This is a genomic window from Curtobacterium sp. PvP017 (assembly GCF_054060195.1).
In genome coordinates this window covers 194,292-209,544 of sequence record NZ_JBSSCY010000005.1, presented here as the reverse complement: position 1 = coordinate 209,544, position 15,253 = coordinate 194,292, and the positions used below count along the sequence as shown (strand labels likewise).

Genomic DNA, 15,253 nt, shown 5'->3' with positions numbered 1-15,253 from the left:
CATCAACCTATGGCTGGCCACCGACATCACTGCCGACGGTCACGCGATCTGTGGATGGAACACCCGGGCGACGCCGCTGTGGAGGAACGTACCACCGATCGAACACCCGTTCGAGCAACACGCCGAACAGAGTTTCGGGCGACGGAGCCGGCACGATCGGAGGAGCACGCGCCTCAGTTCTGCGGCTCGGCCAGCCCCTTGCCGTGCCGCCGGTCCAGCGGGACGTCCTGCGAATCGCACAGGGCGTCCCACACCCGGCGGGCGTCGATGCCGGCGTCCAACGCGTCCACGGCCGAGCGGCCACCGAGGTCCTCGAGCACGACGTCACGGGTGACCACGGATCCGTAGGCCTCGCCGAACACCTGGTCGACGGCACGCCAGAACTCACTCACCCGCATCCACCAAGCCTAGAGCGTCCGCGAACGCAGGGCCTCCCCGCACGCGCAGTACCCCCGGACGCAGAACGCCCCCGCCGGGAGGTTCCGGCGGGGGCGTTCAGTGCGAGGCGCTCAGCGCACCGCGAGGTCGTTGTCGAACTCTGCGACGAGGTCGTCCGGGAGCGTGTCGGGGACGGGAGTGAGTCCCTCGACGATCGCGAGACGGTCACCCACCTCGCGCATGATCGTGGAGATGGGGGTGTCCAGCGCATCCGCGACGGACGCGAGGATCTCCGAGCTGGCCTCTTTCTGACCACGCTCGACCTCACTGAGGTACCCGAGGGCCACACTGGCCTTGGACGCGACCTGACGGAGGGTCCGGCCCTTCTGCAAGCGGAAGTCCCGAAGCACATCGCCGATTTCCTGACGAACGAGAACCATGAGAACTCCTCCTCTCTGTCGTCTCCGCGCCCGCCCGATCCGGAGGATCGAGTTCGGGTTCAGCAACTTTAGCGTTGCCGGTTGAAGCATGCTAACCAGGCTGGCTGCCGTCCTGCTGGAGATTGCGTGAGATGTAACCCAGTGGAAACGGGACCTATTCCCGGCCCCGGACCACGGACGACATCCGTGTCAGGAGTTCGGAGACGGACGCCGTCCGGATTGCACCGCGGTCCCCGTCGAGGTGGAGTTCCCAGGCAGTGGCGCCGTCCGCCGACGCGATCCCGACGAACACGGTGCCGACGGGCTTGCCGTCCTGCGGGTCCGGCCCCGCGACGCCGGTCGTGCTGATCCCCCACGTCGCCGGCTCGCCGTCGACGGACAGCGCGGTCCGGACACCGGCAGCCATCTGCCGCGCGACCTCCGGGTCGACGGCGCCGTTGGCGGCCAGCAACTCGGCCGAGACCCCGAGCACGCTGTGCTTGACGGGCGTCGCGTAGGCCACGACTCCCCCGCGCACCACGGCGCTCGCCCCCGGTACGCCGACGAGCGTCGACACCACCGATCCGCCGGTGAGCGACTCCGCCACGGCGACGGTCTCACCGCGACGCGTCAGCTCGGCGACCAGGGACTGCGCGATCGCGTCGACCGTGTCGGCCGGACCGGGAGGCACGGTGCCGGTCGCGTCGTCGGCCTGCGTCACGCGGTGGTCCGGTTGTGCTTCCACGCCTGGTACAGGTAGTCGATGCCGCTCAGCACGGTCGCCAGGAAGGCGGCGGTCATCAGGATGCCGTTGACCCAGTGCGCCCAGTCGCCGACGAGCTCCCACCACGGGAACAGTGCCGCCGTCAGGGCGACGGCCTGCAGCACGGTCTTGATCTTGCCGCCGCGGCTGGCCGGGATCACCCGGTCCGACAGCACCGCGAAGCGGAACACCGTGATGCCGATCTCGCGCACCATGATCAGGACGGTCACGTACCAGGGCAGCTCCCCGAGGATCGACAGGGCGACGAGCGCGCCGCCGATCAGGACCTTGTCGGCGATGGGGTCGACGAGCTTGCCGAAGTCGGTGACCAGGTTCTGCCGGCGGGCGATGATGCCGTCGGCACTGTCGGTGACGATCGCGACGACGAAGACGACCGCGGCCCAGATGCGCAGTGGGCCGTCGTTGCCGGCGTCGGCGAGGAGCAGCACGAAGAACAGCGGCGCCATGAGGATGCGCACGACGGTGATGATGTTCGCGACGTTGGCCGTCGATGCGGGGCCGGGGCCCTTGCGGAGCAGTCGCCCGCGCCAGGGGAACTTCGCGCCGTGTGTCGTGTCCGTGCCGTCCGAGGCGGTCATCGCCTTCACTCCCTGCCCGTCAGTCCCCACGCGTCCTCATCGGGCTCGTCGTGCACTTCATCGTACCCGCGGGTCATGTCGCCCACGGGGTCGGCGCCGTACCGGTCGCCGTCGTCACTCGGACCGGGCGCGGGGGCCACGGGCGCCGGAGCGGCGGGCGGCTCCTCGCCACGGAGCTTCGCGAGCACCGCGGGCAGCTGGTCCGCGGTGACGAGCACGTCGCGGGCCTTCGACCCCTCGGACGGCCCGACGATGTCGCGGGACTCCATCAGGTCCATCAGGCGACCCGCCTTCGCGAAGCCGACACGGAGCTTGCGCTGCAGCATCGAGGTGGACCCGAACTGCGTCGAGACCACCTGCTCGACCGCCGCGAGGAGCAACTCGAGGTCGTCGCCGATGTCGGCGTCGATCTCCTTGCGCTCGACCACGGCCTGGACGTCCTGGCGGTACTCGGGCTGGGCCTGCCGCGTGACGTGCTGGACGACCTCGGCGACCTCGCCCTCCTGCACCCAGGCACCCTGCACGCGCAGGGACTTCGACGACCCCATCGGGAGGAAGAGCGCGTCACCCTGGCCGATGAGCTTGTCCGCACCGGGCTGGTCGAGGATGACGCGGGAGTCCGTGACGCTCGTGACCGCGAAGGCGATGCGGGACGGCACGTTCGCCTTGATCAGGCCGGTGATGACGTCCACCGACGGACGCTGCGTCGCGAGCACCAGGTGGATGCCGGCTGCACGGGCGAGCTGGGTGATGCGGACGATCGACTCCTCGACGTCGCGCGGGGCGACGAGCATGAGGTCGGCGAGCTCGTCGACCACGACGAGCAGGTACGGGTACGGCTTGAGCTTCCGCTCACTGCCTGCCGGCAGGACGATCTCCTCGTTCTCGATCGCCTTGTTGAAGTCGTCGACGTGGCGGAACCCGAACGACGCCAGGTCGTCGTACCGCATGTCCATCTCCTTCACGACCCACTGCAGCGCTTCGGCCGCCTTCTTCGGGTTCGTGATGATGGGCGTGATGAGGTGCGGGACACCCGCGTAGATCGAGAGCTCGACGCGCTTCGGGTCGACCAGCACCATGCGGACCTCGGACGGCTTCGCGCGCATGAGCAGCGACGTGATCATTGAGTTGATGAAGACCGACTTGCCCGAACCGGTCGAACCGGCGACGAGCAGGTGCGGCATCTTCGCCAGGTTCGCGACGACGAAGCCGCCCTCGACGTCCTTGCCGACGCCGATCGTCATCGGGTGCTTCGACTTGCGCGCGGCGTTCGAGCGCAGCACGTCGCCCAGGGACACGATCTCGCGGTCGGTGTTCGGGATCTCGACGCCGATCGCGCTCTTGCCGGGGATCGGCGAGAGGATGCGGACCTCGTTCGACGCGACGGCGTAGGACAGGTTCTTCGACAGCGCCGTGACCCGCTCGACCTTGACGCCCGGACCGAGCTCGATCTCGTACCGCGTGACCGTCGGCCCACGGGAGAACCCGGTGACCTTCGCGTCGACCTTGAACTCGGTGAGCACACCGGTGATGGCGGCGACGATGTCGTCGTTCGCCTGACTGCGGGCGACCGAGGGCGTGCCGGAGCTGAGGGTCGTGGCGGCGGGCAGGCGGTACGGCTTCGACGGGTCCTCGTCGGACCCGGCTGCGGCCGCACTCAGCTCGGCGGCGGCGTCGTCCGGCTCGTCGACGACCTCGGGTTCGGACAGGACCGCAGGCACCGCCGGTCGGATGTCGGCGGTCGGTTCCGGACGCGCGGGGACGTCGGTGCCGAACGCCCGGAGCGCCTGCTCGGCGTCCTGCAGGTCCTGCTCGACGGAGTCGTTGAGGTTGACCGACGCGGGCTCGGCGGGTGTCAGGTCGACCAGGCCGGCCGCGGCGCCGGCGTTCGGGTTCGTGGTCGGTGCGGCCGTCGCGGGAGCAGCCGCAGCCGTGGGCGGGGCCGTCGGAGCGACACCGGTCGCCGGGGGCAGGACGGGGCTGTCGTACGCCGGGTCCTCTTCGCGCCCGGACTTGTTCCGGCGCCACCACGGCACGTTGTCGCCGTCCGCCGCGCCTTCGGCAGCGGACTGCTCGTCGCCGAAGCCGAGGTCGTCGAACAGCTGGAAGTCGGTGTCGCCCTTCTTGCCGCGCTTCGACGTGCGGGTGCGGGTGGCGGGCTCGGCCACGGCCGCGGCGGCCTCGGGCTCGGCAGCCGGGGCCGGGGCCGGCGCACCGAACAGGTACGCGTACAGCTCGTGCAGGCGACGACCGACCTTGTTCGGCGGCGTCTTGGTGATGATGAAGAGCGAGAGCACGAGCAGCACGATCGCCACCGGGACCGCGACCCACGCGGTCGCGATGGTCACGAGCCAGCCGATCACGACCCAGCCGAGCACCCCGCCGGCCGCGGCCAGCGCGGGCATGCCGTCGGCTGCGCTCGGCTGACCACCGAAGACGTGGCAGAGCGAGGCGATGGAGACGAGCAGGATCCCCAGGCCGATGCCGATGCGGGTGTTGTCGTGCACGGAGGCCGGGTGCCGGAACAGCCATCCGGCGAAGACGATCATGATCACCGGCAGCGCGAACGCCAACCGGCCGAACAGTCCACCGAAGGTGTAGGCGTCGAGTGCGACGGACACGTCGTTCGTCGGGTTGAGCCACTCGACGACCGCACCGGCGATGGCCAGCACGAACAGCAGGAACGGGAACCCGTCGCGCCGCTGGTCCTTCTCGAGCGACTCCTTGCCGAGCAGCCGGAACACCGCGCCGACGCCGTGCGCCATCGCGAGCCAGAAGGTCACGAGCGGGTTCTGCTCGCGGAACACCGGTGTCGGTGCAGCCTGCGGCAGCTTCTTCGTCGTGGCCTGGGTGCGCGACGAACCACGCGTCCCGTTCCCACGGGACGACGTGGACGCGCGCGAGCGCGTGGTCGACTTGGTGCCTCCGGCCATGGGCAGAACCCTAATCCCCACTCAGGACAAACCAAGGGAGGCCCGCCGCAGCGTCCGTGACGGACGCTGGACGGGCCTCCCGGTCGACCGCGATGAACGCGACTGACGCGACTGACGCGACTGACGCGCTACGCCTCGATGACCACCGGGACGATCATCGGACGGCGGCGGTGCTTGGTGTTGACCCACCGGCCGACCGTGCGGCGGACGACCTGCGCGAACGCGTGCGAGTCCCGCGTGCCGTTCGCGGCCGCCTCGGCGATCGCCTTGGCGATCTGCGGACGGACGTCGTCGAACACGGAGTCGTCCTCGGCGAAGCCGCGCGACTGGATCTCCGGGCCGATGACGCACTGGCCGGTGGTGAAGTCCACCGCGGCGAAGACCGAGATGAAGCCCTCTTCCGACAGGACACGGCGGTCCTTGAGGTCGGCGTCGGTGATCTCGCCCACGGTCGAGCCGTCGACGTACACGTAGCCGATGTCGAGCTGCCCGGCGACCGTCGCGACGCCGTCCTTCAGGTCGACGACGATGCCGTCCTGCCCGAGGATCACGTTGCGCGGCGGCACACCCGTCTGGATCGCCAGGTCGGCGTTCGCGTACAGGTGACGGTGCTCGCCGTGCACGGGCAGCACGTTGCGCGGACGCAGGATGTTGTAGCAGTAGAGCAGTTCGCCGGCCGAGGCGTGTCCGGAGACGTGCACCTTCGCGTTGCCCTTGTGCACGACCTTCGCGCCGAGCTTCGTCAGCCCGTCGATGACGCGGTACACGGCGTTCTCGTTGCCGGGGATGAGCGACGACGCGAGGATGACGGTGTCGCCCTCGCCGATCTCGATCTGGTGCTCGAGGTTCGCCATCCGCGCGAGCACGGCCATCGGCTCGCCCTGCGACCCGGTCGACATGTAGACGATCTGGTCGTCGGGGACGTTCTTCGCCTTCTTCGTGTCGATGAGGACGTTCTCGGGCACCCGGAGGTAGCCGAGGTCGGCGGCGATGGTCATGTTGCGGATCATCGAGCGCCCCATGAACGCGACCTTGCGGTTCGCGGCCGCGGCGGCGTCGAGGACCTGCTGCACACGGTGCACGTGCGACGAGAAGCTCGCCACGACGACCTTCTTGCGTGCCCGCATGATGATGTTCTCGAGCACCGGTCCAATGTCCCGCTCGGGCGCGGTGAAGCCCGGCACGTCGGCGTTCGTCGAGTCCGGCAGGAACAGGTCGACGCCGGCCTCACCGAGACGCGCGAACGCACGGAGGTCGGTGATGCGGTCGTCCAGCGGGAGCTGGTCCATCTTGAAGTCACCCGTGTGCAGGACACGACCGGCGGGGGTCGTGATCGCGACGGCGAGGGCGTCCGGGATGGAGTGGTTCACGGCGACGAACTCGAGGTGGAACGGGCCGAGCTGTTCGGTCTGGTCCTCGGCCACGACGAGCGTGTACGGCTTGATCCGGTGTTCCTTGAGCTTCGCCTCGACGAGCGCGAGGGTCAGCGTGGAGCCGATCAGCGGGATGTCGTCGCGGAGCTTCAACAGGTACGGGACGGCGCCGATGTGGTCCTCGTGACCGTGCGTGAGCACGACACCGAGGACGTCGTCGAGGCGGTCACGGATCGGCGCGAAGTCCGGCAGGATCAGGTCGACCCCGGGCTGGTGCTCCTCGGGGAAGAGCACGCCGGCGTCGACGATGAGCAGCTTGCCCTCGTACTCGTAGACGGTCATGTTGCGACCGATCTCGCCGAGTCCCCCGATGGGGATGACGCGGAGGGTGCCGGGTTCGAGCGGCTGCGGTGTGGAGACTTGTGTGGGCATTCGGTCCTACGGATTCGGGCGACGCGCGGGGAGCGCGCCGCGGTGTTCGCTAGCGGGTGGTGCCTGGCACCTTTGGCAGTGCGCCGCCGGCCGCTGCGTTGCGGTCGGGGCGGAAGTTCGAGAAGTCGGCGCCGGGCACGTCGCGCACGGCTTCGAGCGAGGTCTCGATGGCGTACGCCTCGGAGTCCTCGGGGCCGACGAGCGGCAGACGGACGCGCGGGCTGCCGATGCGGCCGAGCCCGTGCAGGATGTACTTCGCCGCGACGGTGCCGGGCACGTGGGTCATCACGGCGCGGACGAGCGGCTCGACGCGCTTGTGCTCGGCGGTGGCGGTCGCCAGGTCGCCGCGGTTCACGGCGTCGACGATGGTGCGGTACGGCGTGCTCGTGATGTTCGCGGTGACGCCAATCAGGCCCGTCGCGCCGATGGACAGGTGCGGGAGCACGTTGGTGTCGTCGCCGGAGAAGTACATCAGGTCAGTGTTGTTCAGCACGCGGGACACCTCGGCGAAGTCGCCCTTGGCGTCCTTCACGGCGAGGATGTTCGGGTGCTTCGACGCGCGCAGGATCGTGTCGTAGGTGATCGGGATGCCCGTGCGCCCGGGGATGTCGTACAGGATCACCGGCAGGTCGGTGGCGTCGGCGATCATCCGGAAGTGGGTGAGCACGCCCGACTGGGTCGGCTTGTTGTAGTACGGCGTGACGATCATGACGCCGTCGGCGCCGGCCCGCTCGCTCTGCTTGTAGAGGTGGATCGCGTGCGCGGTCTCGTTCGAGCCACCGCCCGTGATGATCTTCGCGCGGCCCGCGGCGACGGACTTGCCGACCTCGACCAGACGGAGCTTCTCGGGGTCGGTCAGGGTGCTCGTCTCGCCGGTGGTGCCGGTGACGACGATGCCGTCGGCGCCGGCCGTGATGCAGTCGTCGATGTGCTGCTCGACGCCGGGCCAGTCGACCTCGCCGTCGGCCGTGAACGGGGTCACGAGGGCGACGAGGACCTGACCGAAGGGATTCTCACGCGGGGACACGGGCACCAGCGTACCGGGGATGGGCGCGATGGCCGCCGTCCGGGTGGACGGTCGCCTGCCTGCGGCGCGGACGGGAGGCCCGGATCGCGTCCGTCAGGCGCTGCCCGTCCGGTGGGAACCAGGTTCCGGACACCACACCACGCGATTGCGCGGTGCTGTGTCCGGAACCTGGTTCCGAACGCTCAGGGGCGCTGCCACTCGAGGAAGCGGTAGCGGGTCCCGGTGCGGGACTCCTGCCACGGGCCCTCGTCGACGAGCGACCAGTCGGCCGACCCGGCGAGCGTCGGAGCGACGGTGTCGCCGGGCACGTCGACGTCGATCACGGTCTCGGACACCCGCTCGGCACGGTCCAGCGCTGCGGCGTAGACCTGCCCGCCGCCGATGACCCAGACGGTCTCGTCGGCACCGTCGGCACCGTCGAGGGCGGCCGCCAGCTCGTGCACGACCTCGGCGCCGTCCGCCGACCACGACGGGTCGCGGGTGAGCACCACGTTGCGCCGACCGGGCAGCGGACGGAACCGCTCGGGCAGGGACTCCCAGGTGCGCCGGCCCATCAGCACCGTGGCGTCACCGGTGACCTGCTTGAAGTGCGCGAGGTCCTCGGGCACGTGCCAGGGCATGCCGCCGTCGGCCCCGATGACCCCGCCGGTCGACCGGGCCCACACCATGCCGATCATCAGACCGCGACCGCGGCCTTGATCGACGGGTGGTGGTGGTAGCCGACGACCGTGAAGTCCTCGTACTCGTAGTCGTCGATCGAGTCCCTCGGTGCGAGCTCCAGGGTCGGCAGGGCGTACGCCGTGCGGGACAGCTGCTCCTCCACCTGCTCGACGTGGTTGTCGTAGACGTGGCAGTCGCCGCCGGTCCAGACGAAGTCACCGACCTCGAGCCCGGTCTGCGCGGCGATCATGTGGGTGAGCAGGGCGTACGACGCGATGTTGAACGGGACCCCGAGGAACATGTCCGCGCTGCGCTGGTAGAGCTGGCACGAGAGCTTGCCGTCGTTGACGTAGAACTGGAAGAACGCATGGCACGGCGCGAGTGCCATGTCCGGGATGTCCGCCACGTTCCAGGCCGACACGATGAGCCGTCGGCTGTCGGGGTTCGTGCGGATCTGGTCGATCACCTGGGCGATCTGGTCGACGTGCTCGCCGGACGGGGTCGGCCACGAGCGCCACTGCACGCCGTAGACCGGGCCGAGGTCGCCGTCCTCGTCCGCCCACTCGTTCCAGATCCGGACGCCGTGCTCCTGCAGCCAGGTCGCGTTGCCGTCGCCGCGCAGGAACCAGAGCAGCTCGTACGCGATCGACTTGAAGTGCACGCGCTTCGTGGAGACGAGCGGGAAGCCCTTCGACAGGTCGTAGCGGAGCTGCGCACCGAACAGACTGCGGGTCCCGGTGCCGGTGCGGTCGCCCTTCGGCGTGCCCTCGGTGAGGACCCGGCGGAGCAGGTCTTCGTAAGGGGTCGGCACGGTGGGGTCGGGCTGCACGGTCTCGCTGTCGCTCACACACAGAAGACTACGTCGGCATGAGTAGCGTTGGCGGCATGGCAGACACGGCGGCAGAGCCGCTCTCGATCCTGATCGCCGGCGCGTCCGGTTTCATCGGCACCCCGCTCGTCCGCGCCCTGCGCGAGGCGGGCCACCACGTGACCACGCTCGTGCGACGCGAGCCGCACACGGCCACCGAGTTCCGCTGGGCCCCCGGACAGCGTCCGCTCGACCCGGCCATCGTCGACGGCGCCGACGTGGTGATCAACCTGGCGGGGGCCAACATCGGCAAGTTGCCGTGGACCGCGAAGTACCGCGAGGAGATCCGGCGCTCGCGCGTCGACGCGACCGACACCCTGGTCGAGGCGATGCGGCACGCCAGCACGCCCCCGGCGCTGTTCCTGTCCGGATCGGCCTCGGGCGTGTACGGCGACCGCCCGGCGGACGTCCTGCAGGACGACGCGGCGCCCGGCACCGGGTTCCTCGCCGAGGTCTGCACCGCATGGGAGGCCGCGGCGAACGCGGCGCCGGACGGCGTGCGCGTCATCACCCTGCGCACCGGCATCGTCATCGGCGAGGGCGGCGGCGCGCTCGCACCGATCTTGCCGCTGACCCGGTTCGGACTGGGCAGCCGCCTCGGCACCGGCGGGCAGCACTGGCCGTGGATCGCGCTCGAGGACGAGGTCGGCGCCATCGTGCACCTGGCCACGAGCCCGTCGGCGTCCGGGGTCAGCGGCCCGGTGAACCTCGCAGGACCGGAACCCGTCGTGGCCGACCGCATCACGAAGCGCGTCGCCGAGGACCTGCACCGTCCGTACCTGTTCCGGATCCCGGAGTTCGCACTGCGACTGGCGCTGCAGGACGCGGCGGACGAGATGCTGCTGTCGAGTCAGCAGATGGTGCCGACGAAGCTGCTCGAGTCCGGCTACGCCTTCCGCTACACCCACGCGTCGGACGCGGTCGACGCGGTCCTCTGACCGGAGGTCAGGCGCTCGCCCGCGACAGCGCGGTGCGCATCGCGGCGCGGGCGCGCTTCCGGTCTCCCGCGGCGTCGTAGACGACCCCGAGCCGGTACCACACGCGCCAGTCGGCAGGATCCTGTTCGACGGCGGCCTGGTACTTCGGGAAGACCTCGTCGGCGGCTTCGCGCGTCGGACGTCCCGACGGTCGCACGGGCACGACGTCCTCCGGCGCACCGCCCTCGGCCTCGAGCCGGGAACCGAGCCGGGTGATCCGGACACCGAACCGGAACTCGAGCACGAGCAGGAGTGCCCCGATCGCGGCGACGACGAACAGGGCGACGCCGATGCCGATCCCGATCGGGATGCCGGTCGCGATGAACGCGACGGCCCGCTGCCCGACGAGCACGATGTAGAGCGCCAGCAGCAGGGTCATCAGCGCCGCACCCCAGAACGGCGACCGGATCGCGCGCCCGGCCCGCGCTGCACGTCCCACCGGGTCAGCCGATGCCGAGGACGCTGCCGAGGCCCACGGTGAGTCCGCGGGCGGACCCGAGTGCCGACAGTGCCGCCCGGATCCCGGCGACGTAGGCGACGTCGTCGTTGGTGTCGTGCCGGATGGTCAGGGTCTCGCCGGGGCCGCTGAGCAGGACGTCCTGCACCGCCTTCACCCCGGGCAGCCGGAGCGAGTGGATCGGAACGCTCGCCACCTGCTGACCGCGGGCGCGTTGGTCGACGTGCGGGGCCTCGACCGGACCGACGTCGCGCCGCGCCTCGGCGATCAGTTCGGCGGTGCGCACCGCGGTGCCGGACGGCGAGTCGATCTTGCCGGCGTGGTGCGTCTCGACGATCTCGACCGAGGGGAACCACGGCGCCGCGATCGTGGCGAGGTGGGTGCCGAGCACCGAGCCGATCGAGAAGTTCGGGACCACGAGGACGCCCTGGTCGGGTCGCTCCTGCAGCGCGGTGCGGAGCTTCGCGAGACGGTCGGCCGACCAACCCGAGGTGCCGACGAGCACGTTCGCCCCGCTCGACAGGGCGTTCTCGACGATCGCGGGGCTGAGCGCCGGCACCGTCACGTCGACGACGAGCGCGGCGCCGCCGAACACCGACGGAGGCGCCTCGTGGGCACCGTCCTTCGACGACAGACGGGCGACGAGCTCGAACTCCGGGAGTTCCTCGACGACGGAGGCCACGAGGCCCCCGAGACGACCGGTGGCGCCGACGACGGCGACGGGAGTGACCATGCCGTCCATCCTAGGATCGACCCATGTCAGTCGAGGTCAGGACCGTGCCCGCCGATCTGCCCGAGGTCGACGTCCTGCTCGACGCGTACCTGGACGAGCGCGAGGCGACGTTCCCGAGCGCGCAGGGCGCCTACTCGCGCAAGCGGACACCGGCTGCCGAGTTCACGCCGCCGAACGGGGTCTTCGCGGTGGCCTACGACGGCGGCACCGCGGTCGGGTGCGGCGGGCTCCGGCGGATCCCGGCCGGGGTCGACGAGACGGGCGCCGACGACGTCCGGTTCGAGGTCAAGCACGTCTTCGTGACCCCTGGCGGACGGGGCAAGGGCATCGCGTCGGCGCTGATGGACCTGCTCGAACGGGAAGGTACGGCGCTGGGAGCGACGAGCATCGTGCTCGACACGAACGACTCGCTCGTCGCCGCGGGCGCGATGTACCGCGGTCGGGGCTACGAGCGCGTCACAGCGTTCAACGACAACCCGAACGCGACCGCCTGGTACCGCAAGCCGACGACCCGCTAGACGGGCTGGTCGACCGGCAGCCCGGTCCGCAGCTCCACCGGCAGGTGGGCCAGGTCGTTCAGGGCGACCACCTCGGCCGGCTTCGCGGAGCGGATCCGGATGATCGTGAGTGCGGTGTGCGCGACGTTCGTGCCCATCCAGCGCCACTCGGGGGCCTGGAACGCTTCGCGCACGAACCAGCCGATCACGGCGTTGTGCGTGATGAGCAGGTCGTGCCGGTCCTCGCGCGCCGGGGTGAACCACTCGGAGACGGCATCGCCCATCTGGGCCTGTCCGGCGACGATCTCCTCTTCGGTGACGCCGCCGTACCAGCCCTGGTAGGCGTGCGGCATGTCCGGGGTCGGGCCGGAGGGGACGCAGTCGAACAGCAGTGTCGACGGTTCGGGCTGGATCGAGGGCAGCCGTTGCGCCAGGAACGCAGCCGTCTCGCTCGGGGCCTGCAACGGGGAGTGGTACACGCCGTCGAAGGGCAGGCCACCCAGTCGGTCGGCGACGAGCATCGCCTGCCGCTTGCCGCGCTCCGACAGCTTGCCGTCGCGGAGGCCGTGCTCGGCGTCCTGGTGTTCGCCGTGCCGGACGAGGTACAGGTAGTGGGACATGTCCGTGCTCAGCTGCCCATCCCGATCGCTGCGGCGAGTTCGTCCTGCTGCACCGCTCCGACCACCGACGTGATCGTCGGACGGGTCAGGAGGTCGCGGGCGAGTTCGAGCACGCCGTCGGTGGTGACCCGGTCGACGCGCTCCAGTGCGGTCGACAGGTCGGTGTACTCCCCGGTGCCGAGCTCGGACCGGCCGAGGCGGGTCATCCGGGCGTCGGAGTCCTCGAGCGAGAGGGTCAGGGCACCCTCGATCTGGCCCTTCGCACGGCGGAGCTCGTCGTCGGTGATGCCGTGGTCCACCATGCGGCGGAACTCGGCGTCGATGATCTCGATGACCCCGGGGACGTTGTCGGGCGCGCAGCCCGCGTAGACGCCGAAGGCACCGTTGTCGAGGTAGGCGGGTGCGAACGACGACACCGCGTAGGCGAGACCGCGGCGCTCGCGGACCTCTTGGAACAGCCGGGAGCTCATGCCCCCGCCGAGCACGGCGTTCAGGACGCTGAGCGACGGCCGGCGGTCGTCGCGCAGGTCGAGTCCCTGCGAGCCGCGGAGCATGCTCACCTGCTCGGTCGGCCGGTGCACCACCGACAGCTTCGGCTCGATGGGGTCTGCGACGGTCTGGGGTGTGCGGCGTGCGAGCGGTTCGGCGCGCGGGGCGTCGTGGAACACCGCGGCGACCGCGTCGCAGAACCGGTCGTGGTCGACGGCGCCGGCGGCGGTCACGACGATGCCGTTCGGTGCGTAGTGCTCGCGGTAGTGGGCCAGGACCTCGTCGCGCTGGACCGCACGGATGCTGTCCGGGGTGCCACCGATGGGGCGACCGAGCGGGTGTCCGCTGAAGGCCGCGGCGAAGAACGCCTCGCCCGCCACGTCGGCCGGGTCGTCGGCGGCCATCGCGAGCTCCTCGAGGATGACGCCGCGCTCGACGGCGAACGCCTCGGGGTCGAGCACCGAGCCGGTCACCATGTCCCCGATGACCTGCACGGCCATCGGGACGTCGGCGTCCCGCACCCGTGCGTAGTAGCAGGTGTACTCCTTGGCCGTCGCGGCGTTGTGCTCGCCGCCGACCGAGTCGAACGCGATGGCGATGTCGAGCGCCGACCGGGTCTCGGTGCCCTTGAACAGCAGGTGTTCGAGGAAGTGGGTCGATCCGAACTGCCCGTCGCGTTCGTCCCGCGAGCCGACGCCGACCCAGAACCCGATGCTCGTGGAGGCGGCACCAGGAACGGCTTCGGTCAGCACACGCACACCCGACGGCAGCACGGTGCGGCGGACGAAGGCCCCGCCGGACGTCAGGAACGACGTGTCCGGGGCCCCGAGCGGCAGTGGCACTGGCTGGTTCATCGCAGACGAGCCTACTGATGCTCCGGAGCCCGCATCCCAGTTTCCACAGGCCTGCCGACTGTCACTCGAAGAGGGGTACAGAAATTGCGGACAGACCGACTCGTCTGTCTGTCCTCCTTGTGGTACAGTCGTTCTCGCCGGATCGAAAGCCCCCCTAAGTTCCGATCCGGCGGCTCGGGACATCAGTCCTCGCGGCCACGAGTCCCCCCACTCGTCCGCGGAGCCGATGAACCAAGGAGCCACGCTGTGACGGTCGATTCCCCCCAACCGGCCGTCCAGCGTCTCCTCGGTCCGAGCACGAACCTCGCGTCGCCGGACGGGTCGAGCGTCCCCCCGACTCCCCGCTCCGGCGGCGCGAAGGTCCGCGTCCTCGAGACGGCCACGCGACTCTTCTACGAAGAGGGCATCCACAGCGTGGGCGTCGACCGCCTCATCTCCGAGGCGAGCGTCACGAAGGCGACGTTCTACAAGCACTACGGGTCGAAGGACAACCTGATCCTCGCCTACATCCGCACCCAGCACGAACGGGTGCAGGAACGCATGGAGCGACTCGTCGCCGATGCCGGCTCCCCCGCAGCAGCCGTCCGCGCCTGGGTCGCCGCCCTCGCCGACGAGGTCAACGACCCCGACTTCCGCGGGTGCGCCTTCCTGAACGCAGCCGCCGAGTACCACGACCCCCGTGACCCCGTGCGCGAGGTGGTCGCCACCCACCGCGACTGGTACACCGACCGGCTCGCCACCCTGCTGCAGGAGTCCGGCCACCAGCTGCCGGGCGACGGCGCCGACGAGCTCATGCTCGCGCGCGACGGCGCGATGGCCGGTGCCTACGCCGGTGACGCGATCGCCGCGACGGCCGCCCTCGGTCGCGTCGTCGACCGCGTCCTCGCCGACTGACGTCCGGCTGGTCCGCGCGCCGCGCGACGCGCGCGGGCACGGGCTTGGGCGCACCGTGCGCGCTCCCACATCCCGTGCGCGCTTCCCCGCTCCGTGCACGCCTACAACGCCGCACCCACCCACCAACGCCGCACCAGCCTGAGAAGGCGGCACCGTGCAGACGGGAGGAACGTGACGGGGCAGCACCGCGCCTCCCGTCCGCACCGTGCGCACTTCCACACCCCGTGTGAGCTTCCCCGCCCCGTGCACGCCTACAACACCGCACCCACCCACCAACGCC

16 protein-coding genes are annotated in these 15,253 nt (G+C 70.5%); 3 read left to right on the top strand and 13 right to left on the bottom strand.

Annotated features, from left to right (window positions below):
• Positions 1 to 173 precede the first annotated feature (173 nt).
• The 9 genes from ACVKXF_RS12000 to ACVKXF_RS11960 all read right to left on the bottom strand — a co-directional run bounded on the left by ACVKXF_RS12000 (position 174) and on the right by ACVKXF_RS11960 (position 9,431).
• Positions 174 to 398, bottom strand: a complete 225-nt coding sequence (locus ACVKXF_RS12000) for a DUF3046 domain-containing protein (RefSeq protein WP_123313534.1) — start codon at positions 396 to 398, stop codon at positions 174 to 176.
• A gap of 111 nt (positions 399 to 509) precedes the next feature.
• Positions 510 to 818, bottom strand: a complete 309-nt coding sequence (locus ACVKXF_RS11995) for a helix-turn-helix domain-containing protein (RefSeq protein ID WP_027464765.1) — start codon at positions 816 to 818, stop codon at positions 510 to 512.
• Between the two features lie 154 nt (positions 819 to 972).
• Positions 973 to 1,488, bottom strand: coding sequence for a CinA family protein (locus tag ACVKXF_RS11990; protein ID WP_396291108.1), 516 nt, complete (start codon positions 1,486 to 1,488; stop codon positions 973 to 975).
• 26 nt (positions 1,489 to 1,514) lie between these two features.
• Positions 1,515 to 2,159 carry a CDP-diacylglycerol--glycerol-3-phosphate 3-phosphatidyltransferase gene (gene pgsA, locus ACVKXF_RS11985; RefSeq protein WP_396290714.1) on the bottom strand — a complete coding sequence of 215 codons (645 nt, stop codon included), beginning with the start codon at positions 2,157 to 2,159 and terminating at the stop codon, positions 1,515 to 1,517.
• Between the two features lie 5 nt (positions 2,160 to 2,164).
• On the bottom strand, positions 2,165 to 5,092 hold the full coding sequence (locus ACVKXF_RS11980; protein ID WP_456795831.1) for a DNA translocase FtsK: 2,928 nt from the start codon (positions 5,090 to 5,092) through the stop codon (positions 2,165 to 2,167).
• Positions 5,093 to 5,220: 128 nt separating this feature from the next.
• On the bottom strand, positions 5,221 to 6,897 hold the full coding sequence (locus tag ACVKXF_RS11975) for a ribonuclease J (protein ID WP_340196207.1): 1,677 nt from the start codon (positions 6,895 to 6,897) through the stop codon (positions 5,221 to 5,223).
• A 49-nt stretch (positions 6,898 to 6,946) separates the two neighbouring features.
• Positions 6,947 to 7,924 carry a 4-hydroxy-tetrahydrodipicolinate synthase gene (dapA, locus tag ACVKXF_RS11970; protein ID WP_123313656.1) on the bottom strand — a complete coding sequence of 326 codons (978 nt, stop codon included), beginning with the start codon at positions 7,922 to 7,924 and terminating at the stop codon, positions 6,947 to 6,949.
• A 182-nt stretch (positions 7,925 to 8,106) separates the two neighbouring features.
• Positions 8,107 to 8,601 carry a dihydrofolate reductase gene (locus ACVKXF_RS11965; protein ID WP_123313530.1) on the bottom strand — a complete coding sequence of 165 codons (495 nt, stop codon included), beginning with the start codon at positions 8,599 to 8,601 and terminating at the stop codon, positions 8,107 to 8,109.
• A complete protein-coding gene (locus ACVKXF_RS11960; protein ID WP_456795830.1) occupies positions 8,601 to 9,431 on the bottom strand; it encodes a thymidylate synthase in 831 nt (276 codons plus the stop codon). Before ACVKXF_RS11960 ends, ACVKXF_RS11965 begins: the two co-directional genes overlap by 1 nt.
• 38 nt (positions 9,432 to 9,469) lie before the next feature.
• Here ACVKXF_RS11960 and ACVKXF_RS11955 point away from each other — a divergent pair, with 38 nt between their 5' ends.
• The gene (locus ACVKXF_RS11955; protein ID WP_123313528.1) at positions 9,470 to 10,390 is read left to right on the top strand and encodes a TIGR01777 family oxidoreductase; all 921 of its coding nucleotides are present in this window, start codon (positions 9,470 to 9,472) and stop codon (positions 10,388 to 10,390) included.
• A gap of 7 nt (positions 10,391 to 10,397) precedes the next feature.
• Here ACVKXF_RS11955 and ACVKXF_RS11950 read toward each other — a convergent pair whose 3' ends face one another.
• Complete coding sequence (locus tag ACVKXF_RS11950) at positions 10,398 to 10,868, bottom strand: tetratricopeptide repeat protein (RefSeq protein WP_456795829.1); 471 nt, start codon at positions 10,866 to 10,868, stop codon at positions 10,398 to 10,400.
• A gap of 4 nt (positions 10,869 to 10,872) precedes the next feature.
• On the bottom strand, positions 10,873 to 11,619 hold the full coding sequence (locus ACVKXF_RS11945; protein WP_228505012.1) for a 4-hydroxy-tetrahydrodipicolinate reductase: 747 nt from the start codon (positions 11,617 to 11,619) through the stop codon (positions 10,873 to 10,875).
• A gap of 23 nt (positions 11,620 to 11,642) precedes the next feature.
• On the opposite strand from ACVKXF_RS11945, the gene ACVKXF_RS11940 reads away from it, so the two are divergent.
• Entirely contained in the window at positions 11,643 to 12,137 is a 495-nt protein-coding gene (locus ACVKXF_RS11940; RefSeq protein WP_456795828.1) for a GNAT family N-acetyltransferase, read from the top strand.
• Here ACVKXF_RS11940 and ACVKXF_RS11935 read toward each other — a convergent pair.
• The gene (locus ACVKXF_RS11935; RefSeq protein ID WP_123313525.1) at positions 12,134 to 12,736 is read right to left on the bottom strand and encodes a histidine phosphatase family protein; all 603 of its coding nucleotides are present in this window, start codon (positions 12,734 to 12,736) and stop codon (positions 12,134 to 12,136) included. The genes ACVKXF_RS11940 and ACVKXF_RS11935 overlap by 4 nt on opposite strands.
• A gap of 8 nt (positions 12,737 to 12,744) precedes the next feature.
• Positions 12,745 to 14,079 carry a M16 family metallopeptidase gene (locus tag ACVKXF_RS11930; RefSeq protein ID WP_123313524.1) on the bottom strand — a complete coding sequence of 445 codons (1,335 nt, stop codon included), beginning with the start codon at positions 14,077 to 14,079 and terminating at the stop codon, positions 12,745 to 12,747.
• 246 nt (positions 14,080 to 14,325) lie between these two features.
• Here ACVKXF_RS11930 and ACVKXF_RS11925 point away from each other — a divergent pair, with 246 nt between their 5' ends.
• Positions 14,326 to 14,973 (top strand): TetR/AcrR family transcriptional regulator, encoded by a 648-nt coding sequence (locus tag ACVKXF_RS11925; protein ID WP_123313523.1) that lies wholly within the window; start codon positions 14,326 to 14,328, stop codon positions 14,971 to 14,973.
• Positions 14,974 to 15,253: the final 280 nt, after the last annotated feature.

Excerpts from the sequence above, each read along its gene's own strand:
- ACVKXF_RS12000 (WP_123313534.1), bottom strand. The coding sequence starts at position 398 with ATGCGGGTGAGTGAGTTCTGGCGTGCCGTCGACCAGGTGTTCGGCGAG.
- ACVKXF_RS11995 (WP_027464765.1), bottom strand. The coding sequence starts at position 818 with ATGGTTCTCGTTCGTCAGGAAATCGGCGATGTGCTTCGGGACTTCCGC.
- pgsA (WP_396290714.1), bottom strand. The coding sequence starts at position 2,159 with ATGACCGCCTCGGACGGCACGGACACGACACACGGCGCGAAGTTCCCC.
- ACVKXF_RS11980 (WP_456795831.1), bottom strand. The coding sequence starts at position 5,092 with ATGGCCGGAGGCACCAAGTCGACCACGCGCTCGCGCGCGTCCACGTCG.
- ACVKXF_RS11975 (WP_340196207.1), bottom strand. The coding sequence starts at position 6,897 with ATGCCCACACAAGTCTCCACACCGCAGCCGCTCGAACCCGGCACCCTC.
- ACVKXF_RS11965 (WP_123313530.1), bottom strand. The coding sequence starts at position 8,601 with ATGATCGGCATGGTGTGGGCCCGGTCGACCGGCGGGGTCATCGGGGCC.
- ACVKXF_RS11955 (WP_123313528.1), top strand. The coding sequence starts at position 9,470 with ATGGCAGACACGGCGGCAGAGCCGCTCTCGATCCTGATCGCCGGCGCG.
- ACVKXF_RS11945 (WP_228505012.1), bottom strand. The coding sequence starts at position 11,619 with ATGGTCACTCCCGTCGCCGTCGTCGGCGCCACCGGTCGTCTCGGGGGC.
- ACVKXF_RS11940 (WP_456795828.1), top strand. The coding sequence starts at position 11,643 with ATGTCAGTCGAGGTCAGGACCGTGCCCGCCGATCTGCCCGAGGTCGAC.
- ACVKXF_RS11935 (WP_123313525.1), bottom strand. The coding sequence starts at position 12,736 with ATGTCCCACTACCTGTACCTCGTCCGGCACGGCGAACACCAGGACGCC.
- ACVKXF_RS11930 (WP_123313524.1), bottom strand. The coding sequence starts at position 14,079 with ATGAACCAGCCAGTGCCACTGCCGCTCGGGGCCCCGGACACGTCGTTC.